This window comes from Miltoncostaea marina (assembly GCF_018141525.1).
In the GTDB taxonomy this organism is placed as follows: domain Bacteria; phylum Actinomycetota; class Thermoleophilia; order Miltoncostaeales; family Miltoncostaeaceae; genus Miltoncostaea; species Miltoncostaea marina.
In genome coordinates this window covers 1,862,595-1,887,500 of sequence record NZ_CP064655.1, presented here as the reverse complement: position 1 = coordinate 1,887,500, position 24,906 = coordinate 1,862,595, and the positions used below count along the sequence as shown (strand labels likewise).

Annotated in this window: 30 protein-coding genes and 2 rRNA genes (1 of these 32 cut by a window edge); 28 read left to right on the top strand and 4 right to left on the bottom strand. The window is 76.3% G+C overall.

The window, feature by feature from the left end:
- Both ITJ85_RS09475 and rrf read left to right on the top strand, forming a co-directional pair.
- Window positions 1-1,316 (top strand): 23S ribosomal RNA (locus ITJ85_RS09475) (it extends 1,671 nt beyond the left edge of the window).
- A 60-nt stretch (window positions 1,317-1,376) separates the two neighbouring features.
- A 5S ribosomal RNA gene (rrf, locus tag ITJ85_RS09470) occupies window positions 1,377-1,493 on the top strand.
- A gap of 784 nt (window positions 1,494-2,277) precedes the next feature.
- Here the strand turns inward: rrf and ITJ85_RS09465 are convergent.
- Complete coding sequence (locus ITJ85_RS09465; protein ID WP_217912856.1) at window positions 2,278-3,078, bottom strand: alpha/beta fold hydrolase; 801 nt, start codon at window positions 3,076-3,078, stop codon at window positions 2,278-2,280.
- 253 nt (window positions 3,079-3,331) lie between these two features.
- On the opposite strand from ITJ85_RS09465, the gene ITJ85_RS09460 reads away from it, so the two are divergent.
- The 3 genes from ITJ85_RS09460 to xseB are packed head-to-tail and all read left to right on the top strand — an operon-like array spanning window position 3,332 to window position 6,170.
- Window positions 3,332-4,666 (top strand): FAD-dependent oxidoreductase, encoded by a 1,335-nt coding sequence (locus ITJ85_RS09460; protein WP_217912855.1) that lies wholly within the window; start codon window positions 3,332-3,334, stop codon window positions 4,664-4,666.
- Window positions 4,663-5,922: an exodeoxyribonuclease VII large subunit gene (gene xseA / locus ITJ85_RS09455; RefSeq protein ID WP_217912854.1), complete on the top strand. Its 1,260-nt coding sequence runs from the start codon at window positions 4,663-4,665 to the stop codon at window positions 5,920-5,922. Before ITJ85_RS09460 ends, xseA begins: the two co-directional genes overlap by 4 nt.
- On the top strand, window positions 5,919-6,170 hold the full coding sequence (xseB, locus tag ITJ85_RS09450; RefSeq protein WP_217912853.1) for an exodeoxyribonuclease VII small subunit: 252 nt from the start codon (window positions 5,919-5,921) through the stop codon (window positions 6,168-6,170). Before xseA ends, xseB begins: the two co-directional genes overlap by 4 nt.
- A gap of 250 nt (window positions 6,171-6,420) precedes the next feature.
- On the opposite strand, the gene ITJ85_RS09445 is transcribed toward xseB, so the two are convergent.
- Together ITJ85_RS09445 and ITJ85_RS09440 are read right to left on the bottom strand one after the other, a co-directional pair.
- Entirely contained in the window at window positions 6,421-6,681 is a 261-nt protein-coding gene (locus tag ITJ85_RS09445) for a flavodoxin domain-containing protein (protein WP_217912852.1), read from the bottom strand.
- Window positions 6,682-6,722: 41 nt separating this feature from the next.
- Window positions 6,723-6,932, bottom strand: coding sequence for a CDGSH iron-sulfur domain-containing protein (locus tag ITJ85_RS09440; protein WP_217912851.1), 210 nt, complete (start codon window positions 6,930-6,932; stop codon window positions 6,723-6,725).
- Window positions 6,933-6,951: 19 nt separating this feature from the next.
- Between ITJ85_RS09440 and ITJ85_RS09435 the strand changes: the two genes are divergently transcribed.
- Genes ITJ85_RS09435 through ITJ85_RS09385 form a run of 11 tightly spaced genes read left to right on the top strand, consistent with a single transcriptional unit; the run spans window position 6,952 to window position 16,116 of the window.
- Window positions 6,952-8,106: an aminotransferase class V-fold PLP-dependent enzyme gene (locus ITJ85_RS09435; RefSeq protein WP_217912850.1), complete on the top strand. Its 1,155-nt coding sequence runs from the start codon at window positions 6,952-6,954 to the stop codon at window positions 8,104-8,106.
- Between the two features lie 11 nt (window positions 8,107-8,117).
- A complete protein-coding gene (gene murA / locus ITJ85_RS09430) occupies window positions 8,118-9,404 on the top strand; it encodes a UDP-N-acetylglucosamine 1-carboxyvinyltransferase (protein WP_217912849.1) in 1,287 nt (428 codons plus the stop codon).
- Window positions 9,397-10,665, top strand: a complete 1,269-nt coding sequence (hisZ, locus tag ITJ85_RS09425; RefSeq protein WP_217912848.1) for an ATP phosphoribosyltransferase regulatory subunit — start codon at window positions 9,397-9,399, stop codon at window positions 10,663-10,665. The genes murA and hisZ overlap by 8 nt, the downstream gene beginning before the upstream one ends.
- Before the next feature lie 8 nt (window positions 10,666-10,673).
- Window positions 10,674-11,288 carry an ATP phosphoribosyltransferase gene (gene hisG, locus ITJ85_RS09420; RefSeq protein ID WP_217912847.1) on the top strand — a complete coding sequence of 205 codons (615 nt, stop codon included), beginning with the start codon at window positions 10,674-10,676 and terminating at the stop codon, window positions 11,286-11,288.
- The gene (hisD, locus tag ITJ85_RS09415) at window positions 11,285-12,550 is read left to right on the top strand and encodes a histidinol dehydrogenase (RefSeq protein ID WP_217912846.1); all 1,266 of its coding nucleotides are present in this window, start codon (window positions 11,285-11,287) and stop codon (window positions 12,548-12,550) included. Before hisG ends, hisD begins: the two co-directional genes overlap by 4 nt.
- A complete protein-coding gene (gene hisB, locus ITJ85_RS09410; protein ID WP_217912845.1) occupies window positions 12,547-13,134 on the top strand; it encodes an imidazoleglycerol-phosphate dehydratase HisB in 588 nt (195 codons plus the stop codon). Before hisD ends, hisB begins: the two co-directional genes overlap by 4 nt.
- Window positions 13,134-13,763, top strand: a complete 630-nt coding sequence (gene hisH, locus ITJ85_RS09405) for an imidazole glycerol phosphate synthase subunit HisH (protein ID WP_217912844.1) — start codon at window positions 13,134-13,136, stop codon at window positions 13,761-13,763. Before hisB ends, hisH begins: the two co-directional genes overlap by 1 nt.
- Window positions 13,760-14,503 (top strand): 1-(5-phosphoribosyl)-5-[(5-phosphoribosylamino)methylideneamino]imidazole-4-carboxamide isomerase, encoded by a 744-nt coding sequence (hisA, locus tag ITJ85_RS09400; protein ID WP_217912843.1) that lies wholly within the window; start codon window positions 13,760-13,762, stop codon window positions 14,501-14,503. The genes hisH and hisA overlap by 4 nt, the downstream gene beginning before the upstream one ends.
- On the top strand, window positions 14,503-15,255 hold the full coding sequence (gene hisF, locus ITJ85_RS09395; protein ID WP_343233012.1) for an imidazole glycerol phosphate synthase subunit HisF: 753 nt from the start codon (window positions 14,503-14,505) through the stop codon (window positions 15,253-15,255). Before hisA ends, hisF begins: the two co-directional genes overlap by 1 nt.
- 10 nt (window positions 15,256-15,265) lie before the next feature.
- Window positions 15,266-15,721, top strand: a complete 456-nt coding sequence (locus ITJ85_RS09390; RefSeq protein ID WP_217912841.1) for a universal stress protein — start codon at window positions 15,266-15,268, stop codon at window positions 15,719-15,721.
- The gene (locus tag ITJ85_RS09385; protein WP_217912840.1) at window positions 15,718-16,116 is read left to right on the top strand and encodes a Rid family detoxifying hydrolase; all 399 of its coding nucleotides are present in this window, start codon (window positions 15,718-15,720) and stop codon (window positions 16,114-16,116) included. The genes ITJ85_RS09390 and ITJ85_RS09385 overlap by 4 nt, the downstream gene beginning before the upstream one ends.
- Window positions 16,117-16,122: 6 nt before the next feature.
- On the opposite strand, the gene ITJ85_RS09380 is transcribed toward ITJ85_RS09385, so the two are convergent.
- The gene (locus tag ITJ85_RS09380) at window positions 16,123-16,374 is read right to left on the bottom strand and encodes a hypothetical protein (RefSeq protein WP_217912839.1); all 252 of its coding nucleotides are present in this window, start codon (window positions 16,372-16,374) and stop codon (window positions 16,123-16,125) included.
- A 60-nt stretch (window positions 16,375-16,434) separates the two neighbouring features.
- Here ITJ85_RS09380 and ITJ85_RS09375 point away from each other — a divergent pair, with 60 nt between their 5' ends.
- From ITJ85_RS09375 to pyrH, 12 genes are all read left to right on the top strand, one after another.
- A complete protein-coding gene (locus tag ITJ85_RS09375) occupies window positions 16,435-17,568 on the top strand; it encodes a CCA tRNA nucleotidyltransferase (RefSeq protein WP_217912838.1) in 1,134 nt (377 codons plus the stop codon).
- Window positions 17,565-18,338, top strand: coding sequence for a purine nucleoside phosphorylase YfiH/LACC1 family protein (locus tag ITJ85_RS09370; protein WP_217912837.1), 774 nt, complete (start codon window positions 17,565-17,567; stop codon window positions 18,336-18,338). Before ITJ85_RS09375 ends, ITJ85_RS09370 begins: the two co-directional genes overlap by 4 nt.
- On the top strand, window positions 18,335-19,045 hold the full coding sequence (locus tag ITJ85_RS09365) for a YggS family pyridoxal phosphate-dependent enzyme (RefSeq protein WP_217912836.1): 711 nt from the start codon (window positions 18,335-18,337) through the stop codon (window positions 19,043-19,045). The genes ITJ85_RS09370 and ITJ85_RS09365 overlap by 4 nt, the downstream gene beginning before the upstream one ends.
- Entirely contained in the window at window positions 19,046-19,603 is a 558-nt protein-coding gene (locus ITJ85_RS09360; RefSeq protein WP_217912835.1) for a cell division protein SepF, read from the top strand.
- Complete coding sequence (gene proC, locus ITJ85_RS09355) at window positions 19,603-20,409, top strand: pyrroline-5-carboxylate reductase (RefSeq protein ID WP_217912834.1); 807 nt, start codon at window positions 19,603-19,605, stop codon at window positions 20,407-20,409. The genes ITJ85_RS09360 and proC overlap by 1 nt, the downstream gene beginning before the upstream one ends.
- Window positions 20,410-20,445: 36 nt before the next feature.
- The gene (locus ITJ85_RS09350) at window positions 20,446-20,718 is read left to right on the top strand and encodes a YggT family protein (protein ID WP_217912833.1); all 273 of its coding nucleotides are present in this window, start codon (window positions 20,446-20,448) and stop codon (window positions 20,716-20,718) included.
- 44 nt (window positions 20,719-20,762) lie between these two features.
- Complete coding sequence (locus ITJ85_RS09345; RefSeq protein ID WP_217912832.1) at window positions 20,763-21,038, top strand: DUF167 family protein; 276 nt, start codon at window positions 20,763-20,765, stop codon at window positions 21,036-21,038.
- Window positions 21,035-21,574, top strand: coding sequence for a signal peptidase II (lspA, locus tag ITJ85_RS09340; RefSeq protein WP_217912831.1), 540 nt, complete (start codon window positions 21,035-21,037; stop codon window positions 21,572-21,574). Before ITJ85_RS09345 ends, lspA begins: the two co-directional genes overlap by 4 nt.
- Window positions 21,575-21,584: 10 nt before the next feature.
- Window positions 21,585-22,508, top strand: a complete 924-nt coding sequence (locus ITJ85_RS09335) for an RluA family pseudouridine synthase (RefSeq protein WP_217912830.1) — start codon at window positions 21,585-21,587, stop codon at window positions 22,506-22,508.
- A gap of 149 nt (window positions 22,509-22,657) precedes the next feature.
- A complete protein-coding gene (gene rpsB / locus ITJ85_RS09330) occupies window positions 22,658-23,503 on the top strand; it encodes a 30S ribosomal protein S2 (protein ID WP_217912829.1) in 846 nt (281 codons plus the stop codon).
- Window positions 23,500-24,105, top strand: a complete 606-nt coding sequence (gene tsf, locus ITJ85_RS09325) for a translation elongation factor Ts (protein WP_217912828.1) — start codon at window positions 23,500-23,502, stop codon at window positions 24,103-24,105. The genes rpsB and tsf overlap by 4 nt, the downstream gene beginning before the upstream one ends.
- On the top strand, window positions 24,095-24,877 hold the full coding sequence (gene pyrH, locus ITJ85_RS09320) for a UMP kinase (RefSeq protein WP_246496234.1): 783 nt from the start codon (window positions 24,095-24,097) through the stop codon (window positions 24,875-24,877). The genes tsf and pyrH overlap by 11 nt, the downstream gene beginning before the upstream one ends.
- Window positions 24,878-24,906 lie beyond the last annotated feature (29 nt).

Genomic DNA, 24,906 nt, shown 5'->3' with positions numbered 1-24,906 from the left:
GAGTGGGAACGCGCCCGTACCAAAACCGACACAGGTGGGCAGGTAGAGCATACCGAGGTGATCGAGAGAACCTTCGTTAAGGAACTCGGCAAAATTGTCCCGTAACTTCGGGAGAAGGGACGCCCCGGTAGAGTGAACGGCCTCGCGCCGGGAGCTCGAGGGGGCCGCAGAGAATTGGCCCAACCGACTGTTTACCAAAAACACAGGTCTCTGCGAAGTCGAAAGACGACGTATAGGGGCTGACGCCTGCCCGGTGCCGGAAGGTCAAGTGGAGAGGTTAGCCGCAAGGCGAAGCTTTGAAACCAAGCCCCGGTAAACGGCGGCCGTAACTATAACGGTCCTAAGGTAGCGAAATTCCTTGTCGGGTAAGTTCCGACCTGCACGAATGGCGTAACGAGTTGGGCGCTGTCTCAACGAAGGACTCGGTGAAATTGTAGTATCGGTGAAGATGCCGATTACCCGCCACAAGACGGAAAGACCCCGTGAACCTTTACTGCAGCTTGATATTGGTGTTCGGGACATCCTGTCCAGGATAGGTGGGAGGCTGTGAAGCAGTGGCGTCAGCTGCTGTGGAGCCACCCTTGGGATACCACCCTGGATGTTCTGTGCGTCTAACGGGAGGCCGTGATCCGGCTCTCGGACAGTGTCAGGTGGGCAGTTTGACTGGGGCGGTCGCCTCCCAAATTGTAACGGAGGCGCGCAAAGGTTCCCTCAGCACGGTTGGAAATCGTGCGTAGAGTGTAAAGGCATAAGGGAGCTTGACTGCGAGACTGACAGGTCGAGCAGGTACGAAAGTAGGCCTTAGTGATCCGGCGGTAGAGAGTGGAATTGCCGTCGCTCAACGGATAAAAGGTACTCCGGGGATAACAGGCTTATCCTCCCCAAGAGTCCACATCGACGGGAGGGTTTGGCACCTCGATGTCGGCTCGTCGCATCCTGGGGCTGGAGTTGGTCCCAAGGGTTGGGCTGTTCGCCCATTAAAGCGGTACGCGAGCTGGGTTCAGAACGTCGTGAGACAGTTCGGTCCCTATCTGTGGTGGGCGTTGGAGATTTGCGAGGAGTCGTCCCTAGTACGAGAGGACCGGGATGAACAGACCTCTGGTGTATCAGTTGTCGTGCCAACGGCACTGCTGGCTAGCTACGTCTGGACGGGATAACCGCTGAAAGCATCTAAGCGGGAAGCCCACCTCAAGATGAGATCTCCCACCGCTTCAAGCGGGTAAGGCTCCAGGTAGACCACCTGGTTGATAGGCGGGATGTGCACGCGCAGTAATGCGTTCAGCAGACCCGTACTAATACGCCGAGGGCTTGACCACAAAGATCACACGAGCACACTGACGCCGCTATGCAGTCTTGAGGGTATGCCCTCGAGGTTTTCCGGTGGCTTGAGCGAGAGGGAAACACCTCTTCCCATTCCGAACAGAGTCGTTAAGCCTCTCCGCGCCGATGGTACTCCGAGCGAAGGCTCGCGGGAGAGTAGGTCGCCGCCGGGATTGATTTGCAGCAGTGGCGTCGAGCCGCAGGACTCCGGTCCCGCGGCTCGTCGTCGTTGTGGGGACCCATCGCGCGGGAAGCGTGGCGCGCGCGGCCCCGGAGGTGCGCCTCGCCGGCGCCGGTGCCCACCGTGCTGTCGCGGGTCCCGGCTCCGAACTCCGCCCCCGATGCTCGGCGTCGTCGTGTCGTGTGACGTAGTGAGCACCGTGAGTGAGCGTTCACGCGCGATCCCGACGGCGGACGCGCGGCGCGGGGGTGCCGATTCAGGGTGACGGTCGAGGGTCACCCCGGGGCGTCCACGCGTGGCGACGTATCGCCTGCCGCGGGCGGGCGTGGGCCGGCCGACGTCCGCCCCCAAGCGACCGGCGCCGGCGCGTCGGCCCTCACCCGCGCCGGGCGCGGCCGATCTGGCGGTGTCGGGCGCCGGGTCGTGCGGAGGGGCGTCAGCGAGGCGCGACGCGCAGGCGCCGCCGGGCGGGGGCCGGCGAGTGGGCGGCGCCGCCGGCCGGTGGGGTGGTGTATCGGCCGGGTGCCGCGGGGACCGAGGGTGCGCGGACGCCGCGTGATCGTCGCGCCATCGCGCCGTCCCACGGTCGGCGCGACGACACGAGGGCCTCGCGCGGAGCTCGGTGGTCACCGGGCGTGAGCCGACGGACCGTATCGACGTCACGTCCGGCGCACGGTGCGCGGGCGTTGCCGGGGGGCGGAGCGCAGGCCGGTGGGATCGTGCGCCGATTGGCGCACGACCGATGCGCCGATCGCGTGGTCCCCCCGGGCGCCCCCTCAGGCGCCCGTGAGGCCGAGGATGAGCTCAGCGGCCTCGAGGGGCACGTCGAGCTGCGGGCAGTGGCCGACGTCGTCGAGCTCGACCCAGTCCGCGTGGGGGAGGAGGCGGTGCCGGAGGCGCGCCGCGGCCGCCGGCAGGGGCAGGAGGCGGTCGCGGGTGCCCCATACGACCCGCACCGGGCAGTCGACGGCGGCGGCGTCGAGGGGGTAGCCGTCGCGGAGGGCCGCCTCGACCATCGGGCCCACGTCCCGGCAGGCCGCCACGCCGAGGAGCTGGTGGACGATGAGGCCGGCCGGGATGTGGTCGGAGCGCTCGGTGATGAGGCTGGTCGCGCGGCGCCGTCCGGCCGGGGTGGCGACGAGGGCGTCGGCCTGCGGGGCCATGGCGCGCACCTCGCGCTGGCGCGCGACGAAGCCCTGGAGCATGCGCGTGAAGGCGGCGTCGGCCGGCTCCCAGCCGCCGGCGGGGGCGAAGGCGACGACCGTGCGGGCCCGGCCCCGCGCGGCGAGGCGCAGGGCCAGGTAGCCGCCGAGCGAGTTGCCGGCCACGTGGGCGGTCGCCATGCCGGCGGCGTCCATGGCCCGCTCGACCGCGTCGAGCAGCGCGTCGTGACCGGGCTCGGCGTCGAGCGGCGGGCCGCCGGCGTGGCCGGGGAGCGTCGGCGCGAGGACCTCGTGACGGCGCTCGAGGTGGGGCAGCGCGAGCTCCCACGTGCGCCACGTGTCGGTGAAGCCGTGCAGGCAGACCAGCGGCGGCCCGGCGCCGCCGCGATGGAGGGCCGTGAAGGGGGCGGGCATCCGGCCAGGCTAGCGGCGCCGGCGCGCGGTCCCGTCGCGGCGACGGCCCGCCGGGCGCCGCGGCCGGCGCGGCGCGACGGCGCCGAGGACCTGGGGGGGCGGAGGCAGACGTGAGCCCCCTGCGAGGCCCGCGCGCCGGCGTGCCGGGACCGGGGGCGGCGCCGGAACCGGCGCGGCGGCCGGGCTCTCCGCGCGCGCCGGGGCCGTCCGGGGCCGCCCGGGGCCGCCCGGGGTCGCTGGTACGATCGGCGCGATGACGGACTCGCCCGGGGCCCCGATGCTCGACTGCATCGTCGTTGGAGGGGGCCTCGCGGGGCTCGCGTGCGCCCACGGGCTGGTGTCGGCCGGCCGCTCGGTGCACGTGCTGGAGGCCGAGGAGGCGCCCGGCGGGCGGGCACGCACCGTCTGGCACCGCGGGCGGCCGGTGGACCGGGGCGTCGCCCTGCTGCTGCGCGCGTACCCGCGGACGGCGCGGCTGCTGAAGGACGTCGACCTGCCCCGCCGCGACCTGCGGCCGGTGGCGGGCGGCTTCGTGGTGGTCGGCCCGGACGGCGCGCCGGCGCGGCTGCGCTCGGCTCGCGGCGCGGGGCTGGCGCGCTTCCCGGGCCTGACGCCGGGCGACCGGGCGCGGGTGGCGCGGCTGGTGGCCTCGGTCGCCACGCGGCCGGCGGAGGTGCTGCTCGCCCAGGACGACGACGCGCCGACGGCCGAGGACCTGCTGCGCGGCGAGGGCCTCTCCGAGGCGGCGATCGAGGGCCTCTTCCGGCCGCTGTTCGCGGCGCTCACCCTGGACCGCGCGCTCGCGGCCGACCCTGGCTGGTTCCGCTGGCTGCTGTCCATGCTCGTGCGCGGCGGGGTGGCGATCCCGAGCGACGGCATGGGGATGATCGCCGAGTGGACCTCGGCGGCCGTGCGGCAGGCCGGCGGCGCCGTGGACGTCGCGGCGCCGGTGACGGCGCTCGAGCCGGACGCCGCGGGCCGCCGTGTGGCGGCCGTGGTGACGGCCGACGGCCGGCGCCTGCAGGCGCGCCGCGTGGTGCTCGCGGTCGACGCGCCGGCGGCGCGGCGGCTGCTGGAGGGGCTCGACGACGCGGCGGCGGCGCGGCTGCCTCGGGAGGCGGCCTCCGCGGTCACCGCGGCGTTCGCGATGCGTCGCCCGCTCTACTCCGGGCGCTCCGTGGTGCTGAACGGCGCCCCCGGCGGGCCCGGGGCGCCGGGGGTCGACGTGCTCTGCCAGACGACCAACATCACCCGCCCGGACGCGCCCGACGGCCCGCACATCCTGCTCGCCACGCGCATCACGACCGGCGGCGCGCCCGCCGACGGCCTGGTGGAGGCGGTCGGCGAGCTGGTGGGGCGGTGGGCGCCGCGCTTCGACTGGCGCGGCCTGGCGGAGCCCATCGGCGTCTACGAGCACGCCCACGCGATGCCGCGGCCCCTCGCGGGGGTGCGGCGCGACCCGCCGGGGCCGCGGACGCGCCTCGACAACCTCGTGCTGGCCGGCGACGCGACCGCCCACGGGTCGATCGAGGGCGCGATCGAGTCCGGCGCCCGCGCCGCCGGGATCGTCGACGCGCTGCTGCCGTGAAGCTCGTCGGCGGCCGCCGGGTCTTCTCGGTCGAGGAGGTCACCGCCCGGCTGGCGGGCATGTTCGAGGACCTGCGCTCGTTCTGGGTGGAGGCTGAGGTGCAGGACCTGCGCCCGGCGGGCTCCCAGATGCGCTTCTCGCTGCGCGGCGAGCACGTCATCGACGCGTCGATGAGCGGGGTCCTCTGGGAGCGCCTGGCCCACCGGCCCGCCGACGGCACCCTGGTGCAGGCCTACGGCCGCATGCAGTACTGGCGCCCGCGCTCCCAGCTGTCGATGCGCGTCGAGCGGCTCGAGCTGGCGGGGGAGGGCCTGCTGCGCGCGCGGGTCGCCGAGCTGCGCGCGCGCCTCGAGGGCGAGGGACTGCTCGATCCGGCGCGCAAGCGCCGGCCGCCGATGCTGCCGCGCCGCATCGGCCTGGTCACGAGCCCGGACGGCGCCGCCCGCGACGACGTGCTGACCAACCTGTGGGCGCGGTTCCCCGCGGCCGACGTGCTGCTGATGTCCGTGCCGGTGCAGGGCGACGCGGCGCCGGGCCTGATCGTGCGCGCGCTGGAGCACCTCGACGCCGTCGATGAGGTGGAGGTGATCGTGGTCGCGCGCGGCGGCGGCTCGCTGGAGGACCTGATGGCGTTCAACAGCGAGGCGGTCTGCCGGGCGGTCGCGGGGGCCCGCACCCCGGTCGTCTCGGCCGTCGGCCACGAGCGCGACGTGACGCTGTGCGACCTGGTCGCCGACGTGCGCGTGTCCACGCCCACGGCCGCGGCGGCGGCCGTGGTGCCGAGCGCGGAGGCGCTCGCCGCCCACCTCGACGACGCCCGGGCCGCGATCGCGCGCGGGCTGGTGCGCTCGGGCGCCGCCGCGCGCGAGGCGCTCGGGCGCCGGTCGGCCGGGATGCTGCGGGCGCTGCGCGGCCACGGGGCGCTGGGGCGCGACCGCGTCGACCGCCTCGCGCCCCGCCTGGAGGCCGGCCTCGCCCGCGCGGCGGCGCGGGCGCCGGGGCAGCTGGAGGCCCGTGAGGCGGCGCTCGGCCGCGCCGCCGGGGCGCGGGTGCGCGAGGCGGCCGCCCGCGTCGAGCGCGCGCAGGCCATGCTCGGGCTGCTCTCGCCGGCGCGCACCGTGGCGCGCGGCTACGCGATCGTGCGCTCGGGGGCCGGCGACCGCGTCATCGGCTCGGCGGCCGGCCTGTCGCCGGGCGACCGGGTGCGGCTGGAGCTGCGCGACGGCGCCGTGGGCGCCCGCGTGGAGGCGGCGTGAGCACCGGCGCGCCGGAGGACGCCCCGGCCACCTTCGAGGAGGCCCTGCGCCGCCTCGACGACGTCGTGGCGCGGCTGGAGAGCGGCGAGGTGGGGCTGGAGGAGGCCGTCGCGCTGTTCGAGCGCGGCCAGGGCTACCTGGCGGTCTGCCGCGAGCGGCTCGCCGCGGCGCAGCGCCGCATCGAGGAGCTCACGGCCGAGGAGCTGCCGCCGCCCCCGGGCGGGGAGGCGCCGCCGCCGCCGTTCTGAGCGCGTCGGCGATCGCCTCCGCCCACGCGTCGATGGCGGCCGGGTCGCCCGCGTCGCCGGCGCGGCCGCCGAGCAGCCGGAACAGCAGGCGCCCGGCGCGCGGCCAGCCGTCGGTGCGGACCCGGCCGGCGAACACCCGGTGGTCGCTGGCGCGCAGCCGGCGCCGCAGGCGGCCGATGCCCCGCGGCCCGCGGCGGACGAGCGGGCCCGGCAGCCGCCCCGGGTCGCCGAGCGAGCCGACGCTGGACAGTTACAGCGGGCGGGAGGCCGGCGCGTCCGCGTGCTCGCCGGCGAAGCGCTCGGTCTCCGGCAGCCGGCGCTGGTCGTACACCGCGCTGCCGAGCACCACGGCGCCGGCCCCGGCGGGGTCGCCCGCCGCGCCGATGGGGCGGACCTCCGCGGCGAGCCCCGCGTCGCGCAGCCGCGACGCGATCCGGGCGGCCACCTCGCCGGCCGTCCGCCCCTGGGACGCGTCGGTCACCAGCACCCGCATGCCGCCCGTCGTGCCCATGGCCCGACGCTCGCGCGCCCGGGCGGCGCGCATCCGCGCCGCTACGGCGCCGCGCTGCGGGATGGCCGCGTCGCGCGCGGGCGGGCATGGCTGCCGTCGCAGAACGGCTTGTCCGCCGAGCGGCCGCAGCGGCAGAGGGCGACGGTCCGGTGGCCCGGCGGGCGCCCGGCCGCCTCGGGGCCGGTGAGGGCGACGGGGCCCGTCACCAGGTAGGGCCCGTCGTCGACCACGGTGATGCTGACCTCTGCCATGCGCCGCTAGGGTGCCCCGGTGCCGCCGGATCCACACGTCGTGCGTGAGCAGCTGCCCCTGCTCGCCGCCGAGGCCTACCTCAACACCGGCGGCGCCGGGCCGATGCCCGTCGTCGCCGCGCGGGCGCTCGAGCGCTGGGCGCAGGCGGCGCCGCGCCGGGCGCGCGGCAGCCTCGAGGGGTTCGAGGCGGTGGCCGCGCAGGCCGCCCGGGCGCGCGAGGCGGCCGGCCGGGTCGTGGGCGCGCCGGCGAGCCGCATCGCCCTGACGGCCAACACCACCGACGGCGTCAACGTGGTGGCGTGGGGCCTCCCCTGGCGGCCGGGCGACGAGATCGTGATGGCGGGGCTGGAGCACCCCGGGCTCACCGTGCCGCTGGCGACCGTCGCGCGGCGCCACGGGGTGCGCCTGCGCCGCGTCGCGCCCGGCGGCGACCTCGAGGCGGCGGTCGGCGCCGTGGCGGGCCCGCGCACGCGCCTGGTGGCGCTGTCGCACGTCTCCTGGGCCACCGGCGAGCGCCTGGACGTGGAGGGGGCCGCCCGCGCGGCCCGCGCCGCGGGGGCCCTGCTGCTGGTCGACGGCGCCCAGGCGGCGGGCGCCATGCCGGTCGATGCCGAGGCGCTCGGCGCCGACGCGTACGCCTTCCCCGCCCACAAGTGGCTGCTGGGGCCCGAGGGGCTCGGCGCGCTGTGGCTGTCGCGGGGCGCGATCGAGCGCCTCGAGATCACCAGAGGCGGCTTCGAGAGCGGCACCGCCCACGAGGAGGGCGGCGGCCTGACCCTGCACGCCGGCGCCCGGCGCCACGAGGCGTCGACGCTGCCGGCGGCCTTGCTCGGGGCGTGGATCGCGGCGATCGAGTGGCTCGAGGGGCTCGGCTGGGAGTGGATCCGCGAGCGCACGCTCGCCGCCGCGGCGTCGGCCCGGGCGGCCCTCGCGGCGATCGACGGCGTGCGCCTGGTCGCGCCCGGTCCCCCGGCCTCGGGGCTCGTGACCTTCACCGTCGAGGGCTGCGGGCCGCAGGAGGCCTGCGCCCGGATCGCGGCGCGCGGGGTCACGCTGCGCTGGCTCGAGCGGCCCGCCGCGCTGCGCGCCTCGACGGGGTTCTTCACCGACGATCGCGACCTCTCGCGGCTGGCCGACGCCGTGCGCGCGGTCGCGGCGCGCGGCGACTGCTAGCTTCCACGGGCGTGAGTCAGGACAGGTTGGTCATCCGGGGCGGCCGCGCCCTCTCCGGCACGATCGTGCCGAGCGGCAACAAGAACGCGGCGCTGCCCATCCTGGCAGCGTGCCTCCTCACCGACGAGGAGGTCGTGCTCGAGAACGTGCCCGACATCCTCGACGTGCACGTGATGCTCGCGCTGCTCGACGACCTCGGCGTGAGCATCCGCGACGAGGGCCCCAACGCGCTCGCCCTGCGCGCCGAGGGCGTGCGCACCACCCACCTCGACCCCGACCTGTGCCGGCGCCTGCGGGCGTCGCTGCTGCTGGCCGGGCCGCTGCTGGCGCGCTGCGGCGAGGTGGAGCTGCCGCTCGCCGGCGGCGACTTCATCGGCCGCCGCCGCGTCGACACCCACCTGCTCGCGTTCCGCGCGCTCGGCGCCGAGTGCGTGGTCGAGCGCTCGTACGACCTGCGCCACTCGGGTCTGCGCGGCGCCGAGATCTTCCTCGACGAGGCCTCGGTGACCGCCACCGAGAACGCCCTCATGGCCGCGGTGCTGGCCCCGGGCCGCACCGTCATCTGGAACGCGGCGTGCGAGCCGCACGTGCAGGACCTCGCGCACTTCCTGGTGGAGCTCGGCGCGGTCATCGACGGCATCGGCACCAACCGCCTCATCATCGACGGCGTCGACCGCCTGCACGGCGGCCGCTTCCGGGTGGGGCCGGACCACATCGAGATCGCCTCGTTCATCGGCCTCGGCGCCATCACGGGCTCCGACCTGACCATCAGCGACGTCCGCGCCGAGGACCTGCGGATGATCAACCTGACGTTCGAGCGGCTCGGCATCCGCGTGGAGATGGACGGCGACGCCCTGCGGGTGCCGCCCGACCAGAGCCTGCGCGTGGTGGCCGACGAGGGTGGCGCCATCCCGAAGATCGACGACGGCATCTGGCCGGCCTTCCCGGCCGACCTCACCAGCATCGCGACGGCCGTGGCCACGCAGACGCACGGCACGGTGATGATCTTCGAGAAGATGTTCGAGAACCGGCTGTTCTTCGTGGACAAGCTGGTCGCCATGGGGGCGCGGATCGTGCTCTGCGACCCGCACCGGGCGGTGGTGAGCGGGCCGGCGCCGCTGTTCGGCGAGCGGCTCGAGAGCCCCGACATCCGGGCCGGCATGGCCATGCTCATCGCGAGCCTGGCGGCCACGGGCGTCAGCGTGATCGGCAACGTCGGGCAGATCGACCGCGGCTACGAGCGCATCGACGAGCGGCTGCGGGCGGTCGGGGCCGACATCGAGCGCGTCCGTGACTGAGGTGGACCCCGCCACCGGGCGCGTCGCGGCCGCGACGCTCCCGGCCGGCGCGAAGGACGTGCTGCCGGTCGAGGCGCAGGAGCTCGGCGAGGTCGAGCGCGCCCTGCGCGGCGCCTTCGCCGCCTTCGGCTACCGCGAGGTGCGCACGCCGGTGCTCGAGTTCGCCGACGTCGTCGACCGCGCCCAGGAGGACGTCCTGCGCGACGCCTTCCGCCTCTTCGACGACGGCGGCCGCGTGCTGGTGCTGCGCCCCGACCTGACGATCCCGGTCGCGCGGCTGGTGGCGACCCGCATGGCGGACCACCCCGGCCCGGTGCGCGTCTGCTACGTGGCGAGCGCGTTCCGCCCGCCGGCCCCGGGCCGCCCGCGCGCCACCGAGCAGCGCCAGGCCGGCGTGGAGCTGGTGGGCGAGGGCAGCCCGAGCGGCGACGCCGAGGCGCTGGCGCTGCTGGTCGGCGCGCTGCGCGCCGCCGGGCTGCGCGAGCTGCGCGTGGGCGTCGGCGACGTGGCCCTGACGCGCGCGGTGCTCGACGGCCTCGGCGTGGCGCCCGAGCGCCGCGAGGCGCTGCAGGCGGCGCTCACCGTGCGCAACCTCGTGGAGTGGCGGCGCCTGGCCCGCGAGGCGCTCGGCGATGGCGCGGCGAGCCGCCTGCTGTGCGAGCTGCCCACCATGCGCGGCGGCCGCGCGCTCGCGGAGCGCATCGGCGCCGAGGTGCCGGCCAGCGCGGCCGAGTGCGAGCGCCTCGCCACGCTGCTCGACCAGCTCGATGCCCACGGCGTGGGGGATGCGGTGCTGCTCGACCTGGGCGTGCTGCGCGACTGGCGCTATTACTCGGGCGTCGTGTTCGAGGCGTTCGCCCCCGGCGTGGCCGCCCCCGTGGCCATGGGCGGCCGCTACGACGGCCTCGCCGGGCGCTTCGGCCGCCCGCGCCCGGCCGTGGGCTTCGCGATCGCGCTCGACCTGCTGCACGGCGCGCTGGTGGCCGCGGGCGCCCCGGCGCCGGGGCCGCGCGCCGGCGTGGTGCTCGAGGGCGGGCTCGACCGCGACCTGGCCGCGGCGGCCGCCGCCCGGCGGGCCGGCATCCCGGTGGTCGCCCTGGGCGGCGGCGCGGACGCCGGCGACGCCGACGCCCTCGCGGCGGCCGACGGCTGGCGCTGGGTCGCCCGCCCGAGCGGCGACGGCTACCGGGTGGTCGACCGCGTGACCGGCGACGCGCGCGACTGCGCGCGGCTGGAGGAGGTGCTGGCGTCCCCGGCCTGAGGATCTGCGTGCCGCTCGGCGCGCTCTTCGCGGGCGCGGTCGATGCGCTCGAGGGCGCGGGCATCGACGTGTCCGCCCTGCGCGACGCCGGCCGGCGCCTCGTGGTGGAGGGCGCCGACGGCGTCACCTTCATCACCACGCGCCCGAGCGACGTGCCGACGTACGTCGAGAGCGGCGCGGCCGACGTCGGCATCGTCGGCAAGGACGTGCTCCGCGAGCGCGCCCCGGACGTCGCCGAGCTGCTCGACCTGGGCTTCGGCGGGTGCCGCATGGTCTACGCCACCCCGGCGGGCGACGACCCCACCCCGGCGGCGCTGGAGCACCTCGGCGTGGTCCGGGTGGCGACGAAGTACCCGGTCACCGCGACGGGCCACTTCGCCGCGACCGGCCGCCAGGCCGAGGTGGTGAAGGTCAACGGGTCGGTCGAGCTCGCGCCGCTCGTGGGGCTCGCGCACGGCATCGTCGACCTCGTCGCGACCGGCAGGACGCTGCGGGAGAACGGGCTGGTGGAGCGGGAGTCGATCTTCGAGTCGTCGGCGCGCCTCATCGCGAACCGCGTCAGCCGGACCCTGCGCGCCGAGGAGATCGACGCGCTGGTCGCGCGCATGGAGGGCGACCGATGAGCGAGCCGCGCCGCGCGCGCCTGCGCGCCGGGGGCGTCCAGGCGATCGCGCACACGCTGCGCCCCGAGGTGGACGTCGCGGGGCTCGCCGCCGGCGTCGCCGAGACGCTCGAGGCCGTCCGCGCGCGCGGCGACGACGCGCTGGTGGAGGGCGCGCGGCGCTTCGACTGCGCCGAGTTCACCCACGACCGGCTGCGCGTGCCGGCGGCGGCGATCGAGCGGGCGATGGACGCGATCGACGAGGGACTGCGGGCGGCGATCGTGGCGGCCGCCTCCCAGGTGCGCATCGTCGCCGAGGCGCTCCTGCCCGACGACCGACACGTGACGCTGCCGTTCGGCCAGCGCGTGCAGGTGCGCAGCATCCCGGTGGACGCGGCGGGCTGCTACGCGCCGGGCGGGCGCGCGGCCTACCCGTCGAGCCTCATCATGGGCGTCGTGCCGGCCCAGGTGGCCGGCGTGGAGCGGATCGTCGCGGTGAGCCCGCCCGGCCCGGACGGCCGCCCGTCGCCCGTCGTGCTGGCCACGGCCGGCCTGCTGGGCGTGGAGGAGGTCTACGCCGCGAGCGGCGCGGCCGCCGTCGGCGCGCTCGCCTACGGCACGGCCACCATCGCGCCGGTCGCCGTGATCGTGGGGCCGGGGAGCCCCTGGGTGCAGGAGGCCAAGCGTCAGGTGGTGGGGGTGGTCGGCATCGACGGCGTCGCGGGCCCCAGCGAGGTGCTGATCATCGCCGACCGCTCGGCCGATCCGCGGGCGCTCGCGCTCGACCTGCTCGCCCAGGCCGAGCACGGCCCCGACTCGCCGGCGGTGCTCGCCAGCGACGACCCGTCCGTGGTGTCGGCCGTGGAGGCGCACCTGCGCGAGCTGCCCGGGGCGCCGGGCCCCATCACGCTCGTCGAGTGTGCCAGCATGCCGCTGGCGGTCGAGCTCGCGGAGGCGTTCGCGCCCGAGCACCTGGAGATCGCGACGGCGGAGCCGGAGGCGATCGCGGAGCGCATCACCAGCTCGGGGGCCGTGTTCGTCGGGCCCAACTGCGCGACCGCCTTCGGCGACTACATCGCCGGGTCCAACCACGTCCTGCCCACCGGGGGCGCCGCGCGGCACGCGTCCGCCCTCGGGCCCACCACGTTCCTGCGGAGGATGTCCGTGGTCGAGATGACCGACGAGGCGGTCGAGGCGCTCACGCCGCACCTCGCCGCGCTCGCCGACGCCGAGGGCTTCACGCTGCACCGGATGTCCGCCGAGGCCCGCCGGAGGACCCCGTGAGCCGGGTCGGCGAGGCGCACCGGGCGACCGGCGAGACCGACGTGCGCGTGCGCGTCGACCTCGACGGGGCCGGGGCGTCGACCGTCGCCACCGGCGTCGGGTTCTTCGACCACATGCTCACCTTGCTCGCCCGGCACTCGCTGATCGACCTCGACGTCGAGGCCCGCGGCGACCTGGAGACCGGCAGCCACCACACCGTGGAGGACGTCGGCATCACGCTGGGGCAGGCGCTCTCGTCGGCGCTCGGCGACCGCTCGGGGATCGAGCGCTACGGGTGGGCCTTCGTGCCGATGGACGAGTGCCTGGTGCGCGCCGCGCTCGACCTCTCGGGCCGCCCGTACACCCACGTCGACGTGCCGCTGCCGGTCACGACGATCGGCGGCTTCGAGACCGAGCTGCTCACCGAGTTCATGCGCGGGCTGGCGAACCACGCCGGCCTCACCCTGCACCTCACGCTGCTGACGCCCGGCAACGCCCACCACGCGATCGAGGGCTCGTTCAAGGCGCTGGCGCGCGCGCTGGCCGCCGCGGTGGCCCCCAACCCGCGGGTCGCCGGGGTGCCCTCGACCAAGGGGACGCTCTAGTGCCCCGGGTCGCCGTGCTGGACTACGAGATGAGCAACCTGCGCAGCGCGACGAAGGCGCTCGAGCGCCTCGGCGCCGACGTGCGGGTGGTGTGCGAGCCGGAGGCGGCGCGCGACGCCGACGCGGTGCTGCTGCCGGGGGTCGGCCACTTCGGCGAGGCCATGCGCCGCATCCGCGCGCAGCGCCTGGACGCGGCCGTGCGCGAGGCGGTGGAGCGGGGCGTGCCGGTGCTCGGCATCTGCCTGGGTCTGCAGCTGCTGTTCGACGAGAGCGAGGAGAGCCCGGGCGCCCGGGGCCTCGGCGTGCTGCCGGGCGCCGTGCGCCGCCTGCGCACGGAGCGCAAGCTGCCGCACATCGGCTGGAGCCGCGTGGCGTGGTCCCCGGGCACGGCGCTGGCGCCCGAGGGCGACGACGACGCCGCGGCCACCTACTACTTCGTGCACACGTTCGGCTGCGAGCCCGAGGACCCCGGGCTGGTCCTGGGCCGCGCGGAGCACGGCGTGCCGTTCTGCGCGGCGGCCGGCCGCGGGGCCGTGGCGGGCGTGCAGTTCCACCCGGAGAAGTCGAGCGCCGCGGGGCTCGGCCTGCTCGGCCGCTGGCTGGCGTCGGTCCCGGTGCCCGCGGCGTGATCACGCTCTACCCGGCCATCGACCTGCAGGACGGCCAGGCCGTGCGCCTGCGCAGGGGCGACTTCAGCCAGACGACCGTCTTCAGCGACGACCCCATCGACCAGGCGCGCCGCTTCGCCGACGACGGCGCGGTGGCGCTGCACGTGGTCGATCTCGACGGCGCCCGCCAGGGTGAGCCGGTGCACGCCGCGCTCGTGGCCGGCATCGCGGCCGCCTTCCCCGGCACGGTGCACCTGGGCGGCGGCCTGCGCTCGCGCGCGGCCATCGAGACCGCCCTCGCCACGGGCGTGCACCGGGTGGTGCTCGGCACCTCGGTGATCGACGACCAGGGCCTGCTCGCCTGGGCGATCGACCGGCTCGGCGACGGGCTCGTGGTGGCGCTCGACGCCCGCCAGGGCAAGGTCGCGACCCACGGCTGGACCCAGGTCACCGACCGCGACGCCATCGAGGTGGCGAGCGGCCTGGTGAGCCTCGGCGTGCGGCACCTGGCCTACACGGACATCAACCGCGACGGCACGCTCGGGGGGCCCAACCTCGCCGCCCTGCGGCGGCTGGCCGAGGCCGCGCCGCCGCTGCGGCTGATCGCCTCGGGCGGCGTCTCCTCGCTCGAGGACCTGCGCCGCCTGCGCGACCTGCAGCTGCCGAACCTCGACGGCGTCATCGTCGGGCGGGCGCTCTACGAGGAGCGCTTCACGGTGTCCGAGGCGCTGGAGGTCCTCGGCTCCGGGTCCCGGCTGTGATCCGGGTCATCCCCTGCCTCGACGTCGATCGGGGCCGGGTCGTGAAGGGCGTCAACTTCGTCGGCCTGCGCGACGCCGGCGACCCCGTCGAGCTCGCGGCCCGCTACGACCGCGAGGGCGCCGACGAGCTGGTCTTCCTCGACATCACCGCCAGCCACGAGGAGCGGGGCACCATCGTCGATCTCGCCCGGCGCACCGCCGAGGAGGTGTTCATCCCCTTCACGATCGGCGGCGGCCTGCGGTCGGAGGAGGACATCCGCGACGTGCTGGCGGCGGGGGCCGACAAGGTGTCGCTCAACTCGGCGGCCATCCGCGACCCCGGGCTCATCGAGCGCGCGTCGGCCCGCTTCGGCGCCCAGTGCATCGTCGTCGCCATCGACGCCAAGCGCCGCGACGACGGCAGCGGCTGGGAGGTCTTCCTCAACGGCGGCCGCAAGCCCACCGGCCTCGAGGCGGTCGCGTGGGCGGCCGAGGCCGTGCGCCGGGGGGCGGGGGAGCTGCTCGTGACCTCCATGGACCGCGACGGCACCCACGCCGGCTTCGACGTCGAGCTGCTGTCGGCGGTCGCCGACGCCGCCCACGTGCCGGTGATCGCCTCCGGCGGCGCCGGCACGCTGCGCCACTTCCCCGAGGCGGTGACGGCCGGCCACGCCGACGCGGTGCTGGCGGCGTCGGTCTTCCACGACGGCGTCTACTCGATCGCGCAGGTGAAGGACGCCATGGCGGCGGCCGGGGTTCCGGTCAGGCGGTAGGCTGCCGCCCATGGGCGCCGATCCGACGCCGGGCCGCAGCCACCACCACGTCGTCTGCTACGTCTCCTCCGAGGAGGGGTCGCGGCGGGCGGTCACCGAGGCCATGCGGGTCTCCCGCGAGAAGGGCGGCGCGCGCCTGACCCTGCTGCACGTGGCCGACTCCCCCGGGCGCTTCTCGGGCGGGCGCACCTCCCGCAGCCGCCCGGCCGACGAGGTCGCGGCGAGCCTGCGCGCCGAGGCGCGCGCCTGGCTCGGGCCGCTGGCCGGGCGCAGCGGGGCCGAGGCGGTCGTGATCACGGCCGACGACGTGCCGCACGCGGTGTACGAGTGGGCGCGCGAGCAGGCGGCGACCCTCATCGTGGTCACCCCGCGCCGGCGCGACCTGCGGCGGCTGCTGAGCGACCCGCCGTGCCCCGTGCTGCTGGCCGTGGGGCCCGAGCGCCCGGACCCGCCGGCGGCGCCGTGAGGATCGTCCGCACGGAGGCGGCGCCCGCGCCGGTGGCGGGCGCGCCGTACAGCCAGGCCGTCGTGGCCGGGGCGGGGCGCACGGTGCACGTCTCCGGCCAGCTCGGGATCGACCCGGCCACGGGCGCGCTGGTCGACGGCGGGGTGCGCGAGCAGACCGCGGCCGCGCTGCGCAACGTGGCGGCGATCCTCGATGCCGCCGGCGCGCGGCTCGGCGACGTCGTGGCGACGACCGTCTACCTGGCCGACCTGGCGGCCGACTTCCCCGGGATGAACGCCGCGTACGCCGAGGGCCTCGCCGGCCACGCGCCCGCCCGGGCGACGGTCGGCGTCGCCGCGCTGCCGATGGGGGCGCGCGTCGAGATCGCGGCCGTCGCCGTCATCGGCGCGGCGTGAGCGGCGCTACTCGGCCCAGGTGCGGCGCTCGAGCAGGCTGTCGAGCGCGATGCGGTCCAGGTAGTCGGGCGCCTCGGCGATCGGGCGGCCCTCGTTGACCGGGTCGCGCACCCAGGCCTTGAAGCGCTCGTCGGCGGCCGCGAACTCGGCCTGGAGCTCGAGCAGCGAGAGCCCCTCGAAGCGCTCGAAGGCGGCGACCAGCGCCGGGTCGACCGGCGCGACGGCGGAGAGCTTGCGGGAGACGGGATCGTAGGCCACGACCGTGATCCTAGCCGCCGGGCGTCCGAGGGGGTCGCCGCGCACCCCATCGTGCGCCGCGTGCACGGGCTGCTCGACGGCGAGGTGAGCGCCGTCGGCGGCGTGGTGCGCGACGCCCTGCTGGGCCGGCCGCCGGGCGACGAGGTTGACCTGGTGGTCGAGGGCGACGCCATCGCGCTCGCCCGCCGGGTGGCGCACGACCTGGGCGCGCCGCTCACCACGCACGGCCGCTTCGGCACCGCGGTCGTCGAGCTGCCCCACGGGGCGGGCCGGGTCGACCTCGTGACGGCGCGCCGCGAGCGCTACGCGGCGCCCGGGGCGCTGCCGGAGGTGGAGCCGGGCACGCTGGCCGACGACCTGGCGCGGCGCGACCTTACGGTCAACGCCATGGCGCTGCGCCTGTGCGGCGCGCGCGCCGGCGAGCTGGTCGACCCGCACGGCGGGCTGACGGACCTCGGCGCGGGCATCGTGCGCACGCTGCGCGAGGACGCCTTCCGGGAGGACCCGAGCCGGCTGGTGCGGGCGGCGCGCTACGCGGCGCGGCTGGGCTTCGTGCTCGCCACCGGCACCGAGCGCGCCGCCCGGGCCGCCGCCGCGGGCCTCGACCCGGGCTCGTCGCGGGTGGCCGACGAGCTGCGGCGGCTGCTGGAGGAGCCGTCCGCCGCGGACGGCCTGGACCTGCTGCGCGACCTGGGCGTCGCCTGGGTGCGCCCCGGGTCGGGCCCGTGGATGGCCCGGCTCGAGGCGGCGCTCGCCCACCCCGACGCGCCCGATGTGCCGCTGTGGGCGCTGCGGCTGGGGGCGGGGGTCGAGGCCGGCGCCTTCGCGCACGCCGCCCTGCCGGGCTGGGCCCGCGCCGTGGCGGCGGAGGTGCTCGGGGGGGCCGCGCTGGCCGAGCGGATCGCCGCGGCCGCCGCGCCCTCGCAGGTCGACCGCCTGCTGCGGGCCGCGCCGCCGGCCGCGGCGGTCGCCGCGCTCGCCCACGGCGCCGAGGCGGTGGGGGAGTGGTGGAGCCACGGCCGCGCCCGCGAGCCCGCCGTCCGGGGCGCCGACCTCGTGCGCGCGGGCGTGGCGCCCGGGCCGGCGATCGGCCGCGCGCTCGAGGCCGTGCGGGCCGCCGTGCTCGACGGCCGCGTCGCCGGTTACGACGATCAGCTCGCGCTGGCGCTCGACGTGGCGCGGGGGGGCCGGTGACCGCCGGGCCCGGCCTCGACCTGCTGGAGGTGGCGACGGGCGGCCCGGCGCGGGCGGCGTTCACGACCCGCGCGGGCGGGGTGAGCGCCGGGCCGCTCGCCTCCCTCAACCTGGCCGCCGACCGGGGCGACCGCGACGCGGCGGTGCGCGAGAACCGGCGCCGCGTGTGCGCGGCCCTCGGCCTGCGCCCGGAGGCCGTCGCGATGGCGCGCCAGGTGCACGGCGCGGGCGTCCGCGACGCCGACGCCGACGACGCGGACCGCGGGCGCTTCCTCGGGGCGTTGCGCGGGTGGCGCGACGGCGACGCGCTCGTGACCCGCGCGCCGGGCGGCGCGCTGGCCGTGCTCGGCGCCGACTGCCTGCCCGTGCTGCTGTGGCGCCGCGACGCGCCCGCCGTCGCGGCCGCCCACGCCGGCTGGCGGGGGCTCGTGGGCGGCGTGCTCGAGGCGGCCGTGGCGGCGCTCGGCGCGCCGGCCCGGGTGGGCGCGGCGATCGGGCCGGGCATCGGCCCCTGCTGCTACCCGGTGTCCGCGGAGGTGCGGAGGCGCTTCGCGGCCCGCTTCGGCGACGCGGTGGTGGCGCCGCCGGCGGTCGACCTGGCGGCCGCGGCGCGGCGGGCGCTGGTCGCGGCGGGGGTGCCGGACGCGGCCGTCACGACGGCCGCCGCCTGCACGTCGTGCGAGCCGGGGCGCTTCTTCTCACACCGTCGCGACGGCGCCGCCACGGGCCGTCAGGCGGGGGTCATCGCGTTGGCGGAGGAGGTGGGATGATCGACCCGGACCGGCTCCGGGAGGTCCTGGAGGAGGCGCGCGAGCGGCTCGACGAGGCCGCCGCCCGCGGCGGGCGCGGGCCCGGCGCCGTCGAGCTCGTGCTGGCCGGCAAGTACGTGCCGGCCGAGGACACCGAGGCGCTGATCGCGGCCGGCGTGCGGACCGTGGGCGAGAACCGCCTGCAGGACCTGCAGGCCCGGCGGGCGATCGCGGGCGACCGGCTGACCTTCGACTTCATCGGCCACCTGCAGCGGCGCAAGGTGCGCGACGTGCTGCCCGCGGTGCGGCTCGTGCACTCGCTCGACTCGCTGCGGCTGGCGGCCGAGATCGACGCCCGTTCGGAAGGTCCGGCGCGGGTCCTCGTCGAAGTGAACGTCGCCGAGGAACCCAGCAAAGGTGGTATCGTGCCGCCCCGAATCCGGGCGTTCGTCCATGACGTGTCGGCGGAGACCGACATCGTGATCGGTGGTCTCATGGCCATGCCTCCCCAGCACACCGACGCCGAGCGCAGCAGGCCGTACTTCGCGGCCGTGCGGGACCTCGCCGAGGGGCTGGCGGCGGAGTGGCGGGGCCGTCACGACTTCCGCGACCTGTCGATGGGGACGAGCCAGGACCACCTGGTGGCCGCGGAGGAGGGCGCGACGATGGTCCGCGTCGGCCGCGGGCTCCTCGAGCGCGTCCGTCCAACCACCCAGGGACTCTCGTAGATGGCCGTCACCGACCTCTGGCACCGCACACTCGTCTACTTCGGCATGGCCGACGAGCCGGACGACTACGTGGACGAGTACGACGACGAGCCGGACCGGTACGAGCGCGACCGCGACCGCCGGGCCTCGGCGCACGACGACCTGGAGCGCACCTACCGCGAGCGCCCCAACGTCCGCCGCCTGGGCCCCCGCCGCCGCGACAACGACTTCGACGACATCTTCGCCGAGGAGACGCGCACCAGCCGGCCGGTGATGCGGCCGGTCGAGTCGCGCCCGCAGCCGGCCGAGGTCCACCTCGTGGTGCCGAAGTCGTTCAACGACGCGCAGCAGATCGCGGACAAGTTCAAGGGGACGGTCCCCGTCATCCTCAACCTCCAGAGCGCCGAGACCGACCTCGCCAAGCGGCTCATCGACTTCTCCAGCGGCCTCACGTACGCGCTCGACGGCGGCATGCAGCGGGTGGCCGACAAGGTCTTCATGCTGACGCCGCGCAACGTCGAGGTCTCCGCCGAGGAGCGCGCGCGCCTGCTGGAGAAGGGCTTCTTCAACCAGTACTAGTGCGCCCCTCCGACGACGGCTGGCCGGCCGGCATCGGCCTCGTCGGCGCCGGGGCGATGGGCCGGGCCCTCGCCGCCGGGCTGACGCGCGGCGACCGGCTCGCCCCCGGGGCGCTGGCCGTGGCCGACGCCGTCCCCGCGGCGGTCGAGGCCGCGGTGGCCGACTGCGGCGGCCGGCCGGCGACGCTTGGGGAGGCGGCCTCCGCCGACCTGGTGTGCGTGGCGGTCAAGCCGAAGGACGCGGCCGACGCGCTGGCCGCCGTGGGGGCCGCGCTGCGCCCGGGGGCGGTCGTGCTGTCGGTGGTCGCCGGCTGGGACCTCGACCGCCTGGCGGCGGCGCTGCCCGGCGTGCCGCTGGTGCGCACGATGCCGAACCTCGCGGTGCGCCACGGGGCGGGCATCGTCGCCGTCGCCACGCGTGGGCTCGACGGCGACCGCGAGGCGGCCCTGCTGGCCCTGCTGCGCCCGCTGGGCGCCGTGGTGCCGCTGCCGGAGCACCTGTTCGCCGCCGCCACCGCGCTTGCCGGCAGCGGCCCCGGGCTGCTCGCCCTGGTGGCGGAGGGGCTCGAGGAGGGCGCCGTGGCGGCCGGCCTGACGCGCGCCCAGGCGCGCGAGATGGTCGGCGCGGTGGTGGCCGGGACGGCGGCGCTGCTCGCCGACGGCACCGACCCCGCCCTGCTGCGCCAGCGCGTATCCTCGCCCGCCGGGACCACCGTCGCCGGCCTCGCGGTGCTCGAGCGCGGCGCGGTGCGCGCCCATCTCGCCGACGCGGTGCTCGCCGCCGCCCGGCGGGCGTCCGAGCTGTAGGAGCATGTCCGTGCCCACCGAGGAGCCGCGCCGCTGATGGACCACGTCGAGACCTACGTCGGCGCGCTGTTCACCGTCTTCCTGCTCGTGATACTGGTGCGGATCCTGCTCTCGTTCGCGCCCCGCCCGCCGTTCGCCGGCCCGGGCCGCGCGGTGTGGAACTTCGTGCACGAGAGCACCGACTGGTACCTGGACATCTTCCGGCGGCTGATCCCGCCGCTCGGCATGTTCGACCTGTCGCCGATCCTCGCGATCATCGTGCTCTACATCGTGCGCAGCCTCGTCCTCGAGCTCCTGGGCTCGTTCTGACCGCGCTGCCGCCCTGGCTCAACCTCCGCGAGGGGGGCGTCACGGTGGCCGTGAAGGCGGTGCCGCGCTCGCGCGCGACGCGGGTCGTCGGCGTGCAGGACGGCGCCCTGCGGGTGCAGATCGCGGCCCCGCCGCACGCCGGCCAGGCCAACGCCGCGCTGTGCGCGCACCTGGCGGCGGCCGCCGGGGTGCGCCCGCCGGCGGCGCGGTTGCGGCGCGGCTCGGGCGGCGCGCGCAAGCTGGTGGAGGTCGACGGCGAGCCGCGCGAGCTCGCGCGGCGCCTGGTCGAGGCCGTCGGGGCGGCGGGGGAGGGCCCGTGACCCGGGCCCACCGCGACGTGAGCGACGCCGTCGTGCGGGCGATCGACCGGCGGGAACGGCGCCAGACGAAGGCGCGCTGGTGGCGCTTCGGCGTGCTGGCCGTGCTCGTGCTGGCCGCCGACCAGGTGGCGAAGATCGTGATCCGGGCGACCCTCGAGCCGGGCGAGCGCCACGAGGTGTTCCCGGGGTTCGAGATCTCCCGCGTCTCCAACGAGGGCATCGCGTTCGGCCTCTTCCCCGGCCGCCAGGCGATCGTCGCCGTGCTGACCGTGCTCGCCCTCTGCGCGATCGCGATCGCGCTCGCCGGGCTCGTGGGCCGCAACGCCACCGTCGCCGCCGGCGCCGGCCTGCTCGTGGGCGGCAGCATCGGCAACCTCATCGACCGGCTCGCCCACGGGGCGGTCACCGACTTCCTCGACCCGGCGCGCTGGCCGGCGTTCAACGTCGCCGACTGCGGCATCACGATCGGCGCCGCGCTGATCGTGATCGGCCTGATGGCCGACGCCGACGAGGCGGAGCACGAGCCTGACGGCTGACCCGCCAGCCGTGCGCCTGCGCGCCGGCCCCGAGGAGGCGGGGCGGCGGCTCGACGCCGTGGTGGGCGCGATGGAGGCCGTCGGCAGCCGGGCCGAGGCGCAGCGCCTGATCGCCTCGGGGCGGGTGCTCGTCGACGGCGCCGCCCGGCCGAAGCGCCACCTGCTGGCCGCGGGCGAGCAGGTCGAGGTGCGGCCGGAGGCGGCCCCGCCTTCGGAGCTCGAGCCCGAGGCCGTGCCCATGACGGTGCGCTACGAGGACGAGCACCTGCTGGTGGTCGACAAGCCCGCCGGCGTGGTGACCCACCCGAGCGCCGGGCACGCCGGGGGCACGCTCGTGCACGGCCTGCTCGCGCACGCGGTCGCGGGCGGCGCCGACCCCAGCCGGCCGGGCATCGTGCACCGGCTCGACCGCGACACCTCGGGGCTGCTCGTGGTGGCGCGCTCCGAGCGCGCCCACCGGCGGCTGCAGCGCCTGCTGCGCGACCGGCGGGTGGAGCGCCACTACCTCGCCCTGGTGCACGGCGCGCCGCCCCCGGCCCTGACCATCGACCGGCCCATCGGCCGCGACCGGCGCAACCGTACGCGGATGGCGATCGACGCCGAGGGCCGCGAGGCGGTCACCCACGTGCGCGTGCTGGAGCGGCTGGGGCGGATGACGCTGGTCGAGGTGCGCCTCGAGACCGGCAGGACGCACCAGATCCGCGTGCACCTGGAGGCGGCGGGGCACCCGGTGGTGGGCGACCGGGTCTACGGCCGCCGGCAGCCCGACCTCGGCCTCGAGCGGCAGTTCCTGCACGCGGCGCGGCTGGCGTTCCCGCACCCCGAGAGCGGGGAGCCGGTCGAGGTGCGAAGCCCCCTGCCGCACGACCTGGAGCTCGCGCTCGCGCGGGCGCGCCGCGAGGCCGCGCCCGGCGACGGCCCGGGCCTGCGCTAGAGTCCCGGCGAACCCAGTCGATCCCCTCCCCGGCGCGCCTCCGCTCGATGGCGGTGCCCGGGCGCTTCCGCGCGTCCGCGGACGGTGCCCGGGATCCATCGGCCCGCGCCGGCGCATCACCCATCCGAACCGCGTTCCCAGGAGCCGCCGTGCCGACCGTGACCATGAAGCAACTGCTGGAGTCCGGGGTCCACTTCGGGCACCAGACCCGCCGCTGGAACCCGAAGATGAAGCGCTACATCTACGGTGAGCGCGGCGGCATCTACATCATCGACCTCCAGCAGACGATCGTGCTGCTGCAGCAGGCCTGCGACGTCGTCCGCGACATCTCCGAGCGCGGCGGCACCGTCCTGTTCGTGGGCACGAAGAAGCAGTCGCAGGAGGCCGTGCAGGAGCAGGCGACCCGCTGCGGCATGCCCTACGTCTCGCACCGCTGGCTCGGCGGCCTGCTCACCAACTGGGGCACGATCTCCCAGCGCATCCGCCGGCTGCACGAGCTGCGCAACCAGAAGCGCGAGGGCCAGCTCGAGCTGCTGCCGACCCGCGAGCGCCTCGCCCGCGAGGGCGAGCTCACCAAGCTCGAGACCAACCTCGGCGGCGTGGCCGACATGCAGCGGCTGCCGGACGCGGTCGTGATCGTCGACCTGAAGAAGGAGGCCATCGGCGTGCGCGAGGCGAACCGCCTCGGCCTCGCCGTGATCGGCCTGGTCGACACCAACTGCGACCCCGACGAGGCGACCTACGTCATCCCGGGCAACGACGACGCGATCCGCGCCTGCACCCTCGTGCTGAGCGCGCTCGCCGACGCCGTGCTGGAGGGCAAGGGCACCCTGCCGCAGCCGGCCGCCGAGGGCGACGGCGCCGCCGCCGCCGAGGCCCCGGCCGCGGCGCCCGAGGCCGAGGCCGCCCAGGCCGCCGCGCAGCCGGCGCCGGCCGAGGCCGCCGGCGTCGCCGACGAGACCATCGCCACCCCGAACGGAGAGGACGCCGCGTGAGCACCACGATCCCCGCCAAGCTCGTCAAGGAGCTCCGCGAGAAGACCGGCGCCGGGATGATGGACTGCAAGAAGGCGCTCGAGGAGGCCGGGGGCGACCTGGAGGCGGCCGTCGCGGCCCTGCGCACGAAGGGCCTGGCGGACGCCGCCAAGCGCGCCGGCCGCGCCGCCAACGAGGGGCTGGTCGACTCGTACATCCACGCGGGCGGCCGCGTCGGCGTGCTGATCGAGGTCAACTGCGAGACCGACTTCGTCGCGCGCACCGACCAGTTCCGCGACTTCGTGCACGACGTCGCCCTGCACATCGCGGCGCTCAAGCCCCGCTTCGTCAGCAAGGACGAGGTGCCGGAGGACTACGTCGCCGCCGAGCGCGCGATCTACGAGAGCCAGGCCGCCGACATCCCGGAGCACGCGCGCGAGCGCGCGATCGAGGGCAAGCTGGCGAAGCACCTCGCCTCGATCTGCCTGCTCGACCAGGAGTACGTGCGCGACCAGAACGAGAAGAAGCCGCGCACGATCGAGGACCTGCGCGCCGAGGTGGCCGCCGGCCTCGGCGAGAACGTGACCATCCGGCGCTTCAGCCTCTTCGAGCTTGGCCAGTAGCCCGGACGGGTCCGGGGACGCCGTCCGGCCGCACGCGCGGCCGGACGGCCCCGCCTTCCGGCGGGTGGTGCTGAAGCTCTCCGGCGAGGCGCTGATGGGCGACGAGCCCTACGGCATCGACCCCGAGCGCATCGCGGTGATCGCCCGCCAGGTGGACGGCGCGGTCGCCCGCGGCGTGGAGGTCGCGATCGTGGTCGGCGCGGGCAACATCTTCCGCGGCCTGCAGGGGATGGCGATCGGCATGGATCGCGCGACGGCCGACTACATGGGCATGATCGCGACGATGCTGAACGCGCTGGCGATCCAGGACGCCCTCGAGAAGCTCGGGCTCACCACCCGGGTGCAGTCGGCGATCGCCATGCAGGAGGTCGCCGAGCCGTACATCCGGCGCCGGGCGATCCGCCACCTGGAGAAGGGGCGGGTCGTGATCTTCGCCGGCGGCACGGGCAACCCGTTCTTCACCACCGACACCACGGCCGCCCTCCGCGCGCTGGAGATCGGCGCGGAGTGCATCCTGATGGCGAAGAACGCGGTCGAGGGCGTGCTCGACGCCGACCCCCGGGTCGTGCCCGACGCGCGCCTGATCCCGCGGATCAGCCACATGGAGGCGATCGAGCGGGGCCTGAAGGTGATGGACACCACGGCGCTGACGCTGTGCATGGACAACGGCCTCCCGATCTTCGTGTTCAACATGGGCGACGAGAGCAACATCGGCCGGCTGCTCGACGGCGAGCGGATAGGCACGATGGTCGTCACCGAGAGCAGCGAGTGAGGAGGCGGCAGTGGACGACCGGCTGAAGG

Excerpts from the sequence above, each read along its gene's own strand:
- ITJ85_RS09360 (WP_217912835.1), top strand. The coding sequence starts at position 19,046 with ATGGCCGTCACCGACCTCTGGCACCGCACACTCGTCTACTTCGGCATG.
- ITJ85_RS09440 (WP_217912851.1), bottom strand. The coding sequence starts at position 6,932 with ATGGCAGAGGTCAGCATCACCGTGGTCGACGACGGGCCCTACCTGGTG.
- ITJ85_RS09445 (WP_217912852.1), bottom strand. The coding sequence starts at position 6,681 with ATGGGCACGACGGGCGGCATGCGGGTGCTGGTGACCGACGCGTCCCAG.
- ITJ85_RS09460 (WP_217912855.1), top strand. The coding sequence starts at position 3,332 with ATGACGGACTCGCCCGGGGCCCCGATGCTCGACTGCATCGTCGTTGGA.
- ITJ85_RS09465 (WP_217912856.1), bottom strand. The coding sequence starts at position 3,078 with ATGCCCGCCCCCTTCACGGCCCTCCATCGCGGCGGCGCCGGGCCGCCG.
- ITJ85_RS09365 (WP_217912836.1), top strand. The coding sequence starts at position 18,335 with ATGATCGACCCGGACCGGCTCCGGGAGGTCCTGGAGGAGGCGCGCGAG.
- ITJ85_RS09390 (WP_217912841.1), top strand. The coding sequence starts at position 15,266 with ATGGGCGCCGATCCGACGCCGGGCCGCAGCCACCACCACGTCGTCTGC.
- hisD (WP_217912846.1), top strand. The coding sequence starts at position 11,285 with ATGAGCGAGCCGCGCCGCGCGCGCCTGCGCGCCGGGGGCGTCCAGGCG.
- ITJ85_RS09350 (WP_217912833.1), top strand. The coding sequence starts at position 20,446 with ATGGACCACGTCGAGACCTACGTCGGCGCGCTGTTCACCGTCTTCCTG.